Annotated in this window: 7 protein-coding genes; 3 read left to right on the forward strand and 4 right to left on the reverse strand. The window is 65.0% G+C overall.

Going from position 1 to position 4,650, the window contains the following annotated elements; all coding sequences use genetic code 11:
* Positions 1 to 252 precede the first annotated feature (252 nt).
* The 4 genes from I6U14_RS07685 to I6U14_RS07705 all read right to left on the reverse strand — a co-directional run bounded on the left by I6U14_RS07685 (position 253) and on the right by I6U14_RS07705 (position 2,242).
* The gene (locus tag I6U14_RS07685) at positions 253 to 501 is read right to left on the reverse strand and encodes a hypothetical protein (RefSeq protein ID WP_296898207.1); all 249 of its coding nucleotides are present in this window, start codon (positions 499 to 501) and stop codon (positions 253 to 255) included.
* Between the two features lie 456 nt (positions 502 to 957).
* Positions 958 to 1,275 (reverse strand): thiosulfate oxidation carrier complex protein SoxZ, encoded by a 318-nt coding sequence (gene soxZ, locus I6U14_RS07695; RefSeq protein WP_296898210.1) that lies wholly within the window; start codon positions 1,273 to 1,275, stop codon positions 958 to 960.
* 90 nt (positions 1,276 to 1,365) lie between these two features.
* A complete protein-coding gene (soxY, locus tag I6U14_RS07700; protein WP_296898212.1) occupies positions 1,366 to 1,842 on the reverse strand; it encodes a thiosulfate oxidation carrier protein SoxY in 477 nt (158 codons plus the stop codon).
* A 52-nt stretch (positions 1,843 to 1,894) separates the two neighbouring features.
* Positions 1,895 to 2,242, reverse strand: a complete 348-nt coding sequence (locus I6U14_RS07705) for a hypothetical protein (RefSeq protein ID WP_296898213.1) — start codon at positions 2,240 to 2,242, stop codon at positions 1,895 to 1,897.
* Positions 2,243 to 2,679: 437 nt separating this feature from the next.
* Between I6U14_RS07705 and I6U14_RS07710 the strand changes: the two genes are divergently transcribed.
* The 3 genes from I6U14_RS07710 to I6U14_RS07720 form a co-directional block, all read left to right on the forward strand.
* Positions 2,680 to 3,711: a hypothetical protein gene (locus tag I6U14_RS07710; RefSeq protein WP_296898215.1), complete on the forward strand. Its 1,032-nt coding sequence runs from the start codon at positions 2,680 to 2,682 to the stop codon at positions 3,709 to 3,711.
* Positions 3,712 to 3,892: 181 nt separating this feature from the next.
* Entirely contained in the window at positions 3,893 to 4,168 is a 276-nt protein-coding gene (locus I6U14_RS07715; protein ID WP_296898217.1) for a hypothetical protein, read from the forward strand.
* 85 nt (positions 4,169 to 4,253) lie between these two features.
* Positions 4,254 to 4,650 (forward strand): GTP-binding protein (locus tag I6U14_RS07720; RefSeq protein WP_296898219.1); only part of this gene is annotated, 397 nt, incomplete at its 3' end.

The following is a 4,650-nucleotide window of genomic DNA, read 5'->3' on the forward strand; positions in this document are numbered from 1 at the left end:
GCCCTCAACCCCGGCAAGGGACGGGTCGAACAAAACGACAGCCCCGCTCCCGTGTGGCACACCAAAACCACGGCCCGAAAACGCCGAGCCACAGGCCGAAGGGGCCCAGCGCCTTAGCGATGCGTGGCGGGGCGGCTCGGACCCTTCGCAGCGTCCGTGTATAAGCACCCTTGCTCAAGCCTTCGTCGCCTTGAAGCGTTCGCGAATGCCTCTCGCAACAGAGCGTCATCATCTCTGGCAGCTGCACCCGGGTCACCCCAGCTGCCACAGGCCAGGCCGGCGGATCACGCCGTCGACGAACCGCTGCACACGCGAGTTGCCGTCCACGAAGTCTGCCATGGGCATGCTGGCCAGCACCGACAGCGCCTCCTTGGCCTTGGCCTCCAGCGGCACGTCCAGCCCTGCGAGCATCGTCGCCGTTGCGGCGCTGGCGGAGGTGCCGGCGATGTTCAGGCACCGAATGCCGAACTCCTCTAGAGCGATGCGGATCTGGCTCTCCAAGGCCGCCGGGCGCGCGGCTGATTGGGCAACCGCCCGCACCCCGCCGCAGCGAGCACTCTCATTTGCATAGTGAGTTCGCCGACTGGCAACGAGACACCGTCGCCGGTGTCCGTTGATGGGCGGTGACAGCTGGCGCAGGCGATGTTCAGTTCGCCGCTTGGGACAACATCGAAGGCCAGATTCTTGCCCTGGATTGAAGCCGCCGCTGCAGGAGGTCGGGAGACTGCGGTCGGGTAAAGCTTGAGTTAGGGAAGCGCCGATTTATTGGTGCTTCCCGTGCGGGGCAGGACGCCCCGCCATTTTCAGCGACCCAAGTCGCTGAAAATGAAGGAGCCGGGAAACCGCCCTCTGTGTGCACAGGCCCGGCTCCGTCTGATTTTTGGGCAGGATGCCCAATGAATCAGTATCTCCTTAGGCGACAGAACTTCTTGAAAGCATGCGATGCTCATGCGCACCCTACACCGCGACGGTGGTTAGCTGCCCGGCAGCGCCCATGTTGTCTGTCCACTGGATTGTGACCGCGTCACCTGGCTGACCCTGTTGGATGTGGAACGCGAGGTAGGGGTTTTCGGACACCCCCCAACCCCAATCCATGCGGAGCACCGTGTCGCCATTGTGCTCGCAGAGGAGCTCCTGGATGTAATGCCGCGGGATCGGCTCCTCGGTGCCCGGCTGCTTGCGGCTGCCGGTCTCCATGGGGTGCCGAATCAGTGCACGGACTGCAATGCCGCCGTCCTTCGCCTTTGCGCGGATCTTGCCGTTGTCGTTGCTCATGATGTGGGATGGTTCTGGTTGCTTTTGTCGGTATGCGGCCTCGCAAGCCGGGCGTGGTAAAGGGCTTGGGTATGGGCGCAAGCAGCGCTGTCAGCCGCCACATCCACCTGCGGTAACCTTGACCGGGCGCGTGCTGCGGTAGAGCGCGTCGTCCGTCTCCACCAAAGCGACGAGGTTCGCGCTTTGACCAAGCTTCACGCGGATGGAGACGCGCGGCCTCACGGCGGGCATGACATGGGCTCGGGCCAGCAGCGGAAAGGGATTGCCGTCGCTCAAAACCGTCATGGTGCGCACGTTCGGCAGGTCCGTGGCGATTTCCACCGGCACCACCCGGCCGTTTTCTGCGATGTCTGGCGCCGTCAGGGTAATGCGATCGCTTTCTATCGCACTGCGCTCGCCATACAGCGCGGTCATGGCCGCATCCAAGGTCTCGGCGTGGAACGCCGCGTCCGGCCAGCTGTCGGCCGCCGTCGCCGCCACTCTCCGGGCGGGCATTATGCCGGTAAGGCCGAGGGCAGCGAAGGGCGCCGCCGTGATCCCCGTCTGGAGCAATCGTCGTCGTTGCATGATGGTGGATTCTCCTGGGTTTTCGTGTCATCGAGCGGCAAGCCGTACGCCGTCAGCAGCCATCGTCCTCGTACTCGACGGTGCCGCTCTCCGCGTCGCGCTTGACCTTGCCCGTATCGTCCGTCTTGCGGGTGCGGATGAACATCATATGCTCGACTCGCTCGAATTCCTCGTTGAGCGCGCGCTGCACGTCGACGTCTGTGAGGCCGTCGTAGATGTAGATACGCCCCTCGGATTCGGATGCGAGCTCGGCTGCGGTGGGATTGAACAGCCGTCGGAGCTCGATGTCGGAGACATCGGCGGCGCTGGCGGCGCCGAAGCAGGCGGCGAGGGTCACGAGGGTGATTCGTGCGAGACGATGCGGCTGACTTAGGAACGAGCTGGGAGGCAGGCTGGGCATGGTCGGGTCCTCGCTGGATGTGACTGCGCTGAATGTGACTGCTCTGGCGTCTGCAGCGCCGCGATTCGCGGCGCTGCTTCCGAAGTGGCCAGTGCCGGCACCGGGGCTTGCGGCGCGTCCCGCAGCGCCTCGGTGCGGGAGATACCGACACCCTGGGCTCAGGTTAGGCCGATACCCGACTCTGTTGGTGTGCTTTTCTGACACTTGCGCTGTAGGAAATGACCGACGGCCCCTGTGGGTCTGCGGTGATGTTGTGTTGCGCCAGACCGGCGTGAGAGAGTGCGGCAGCCTCGGCTGCTGGCGTTGGTGCGGGCTGGCCTGAGACCTATCTGGACGCGCTATGGGCCGCGGCGCTGCTACCGCCTGCGTCGTTCATCGGCCTTGGGTGTTGGTCTGGTGTGTCGGTGCTGAGCGGCGTTGCTTCGATGGAGGGTCACATGGACAGATCGAGCGCCTACAGGGCAGCGGTCGCCGCTCAACGCCGGCCCGCGCTGGAGGGTGCCGATGGCAAGCTTGATGTGCGCGACATCGTGCGTCTCGGGACGCTCGCCGCATCCAGTCACAACACGCAGCCCTGGGTGTTTCGGCTGCGTAGGCAGGGCATCGACCTCTTGCCGGATTTCAGCCGGCGCTGTCCAGTGGTGGACCCTGACGACGCCCATCTATGGCGTAGCCTTGGCTGCGCGGCAGAGAACCTGGTGCAGGCCGCCGCTGCCCAAGGGCATGCGGCGACCGTGGTCTTGGATGACCGCGCATCGGCTGTTCGGGTGAGTTTTGAGCGTGCCGCCGCCTTCGGCCCGACGGCCTTGTCTCGGGCCCTTGTGCAGCGACAGTGCACCCGTAACCTGTACGATGGCAGACCTATCTCAGCGGGGCACCGCGCGTTGCTGGCGCAGGCCGGCAGCGGAAACGGCGTGCGCACGGAATTCATCGACACTCCAACGCTGCGCGACAGCATTATCGACTACGTGCGGGCAGGCGATGTAGCCCAGCTGACCGATCCAGCCTTTCGCCGGGAGCTCATTGGCTGGCTTCGGTTTAACGACGCCGAGGCGCTGGCCGCGGGGGACGGGCTCGCCGGCCGGACCTCTGGTCGACCCTCTGTACCCCGGTGGCTGGCGCGCCCCCTGCTGCGCTTTGTTTTGACGGGCCGAGGGCAGGCGGAAACGGATACGGTGAATATACGCAGCGCGCCCTTGCTCGCCGCAATTGTCTCGACAGCGGATGGCCCCAAGGCTTGGGTGGAGGCGGGCCGTGCGTACGAGCGCCTTGCATTGCAAGCGACGGCGCTCGGCATCCGCAGCGCCTTCATCAACCAGCCCATCGAAGTGCCTTCGCTGCGCGAGCCATTGCATCGGGTGCTCGGTCTGGCGGGCGAGACGGCGCAGCTGCTGCTGCGCCTGGGTCACGGGCCACAGGCTCCGTTCAGTCTGCGCCGGCCGCTGGAGGAAGTGATCCTGGAGAGCTGATGCGGGGCCGAGGGGTCGCCAGCACCCAAACGGTCGTGCCTCGGAGCTGTTCGCTGCCATCTTTCGCTCAAAGCGCACAGGCGCTGTCAATGCGCCGGACCGGCATCCCCGGCTATGATTTTTGGAGTCGGCTCGCGCCGGCACAGATGACAAAAAATGACAACGCTGGAGGAAGGCCGCCTTGTACATCAAACGGCATCGAGGACACACCTATCTCTACCAGGTGGACTATGGAGAGGAGGCGTCCGTGGCGCGCATCATCGTGCGCAGCGACAAGGCGAGCACCGAGGGCCTCTTTTTGGTCAAGCAGGACGGCTCGCTCGAGCCCGCCGACGACCGACCTGGTTTCGGCAGTAACGGCCTGCGACACGACGGCATCTGGCCGAGTCCGCCCCGGGAGGCGATCCGTGATGCCGTCGTCATCGCCCGTCAGAAGTCACACACCGCCGACTTCTGAGCGCGCATCGCCCGTCTGCCGCGTGTTGCGGTTGGATTGCTACAATGTCCGGTTTACTGAAGGTCTTGCATCTCGCCCTGTCTTCATGTCCCAGCTCCACGACCAGGTCGCGCGACGGCGCACCTTCGCGATCATCTCCCACCCGGACGCGGGTAAGACGACGCTGACCGAAAAGCTCTTGCTGTTCGGCGGTGCCATCCAGATGGCCGGCACAGTGAAGGGCCGCAAGGCGGCGCGGCATGCGACTTCAGACTGGATGGAGCTCGAGAAGCAGCGCGGTATTTCCGTGACCTCGTCTGTCATGCAGTTCCCTTATGGCGAGTCCATCGTCAACCTGCTGGATACGCCGGGCCACGCGGACTTCTCCGAGGACACCTACCGCACGCTGACGGCCGTGGACTCGGCGCTGATGGTCATCGACGCGGCCAAGGGTGTCGAGGAGCGGACCATCAAGCTGATGGAGGTCTGCCGGCTGCGCACCA

The organism is Thiohalocapsa sp. (genome assembly GCF_019695415.1).
Classification (GTDB): Bacteria; Pseudomonadota; Gammaproteobacteria; order Chromatiales; family Chromatiaceae; genus Thiohalocapsa.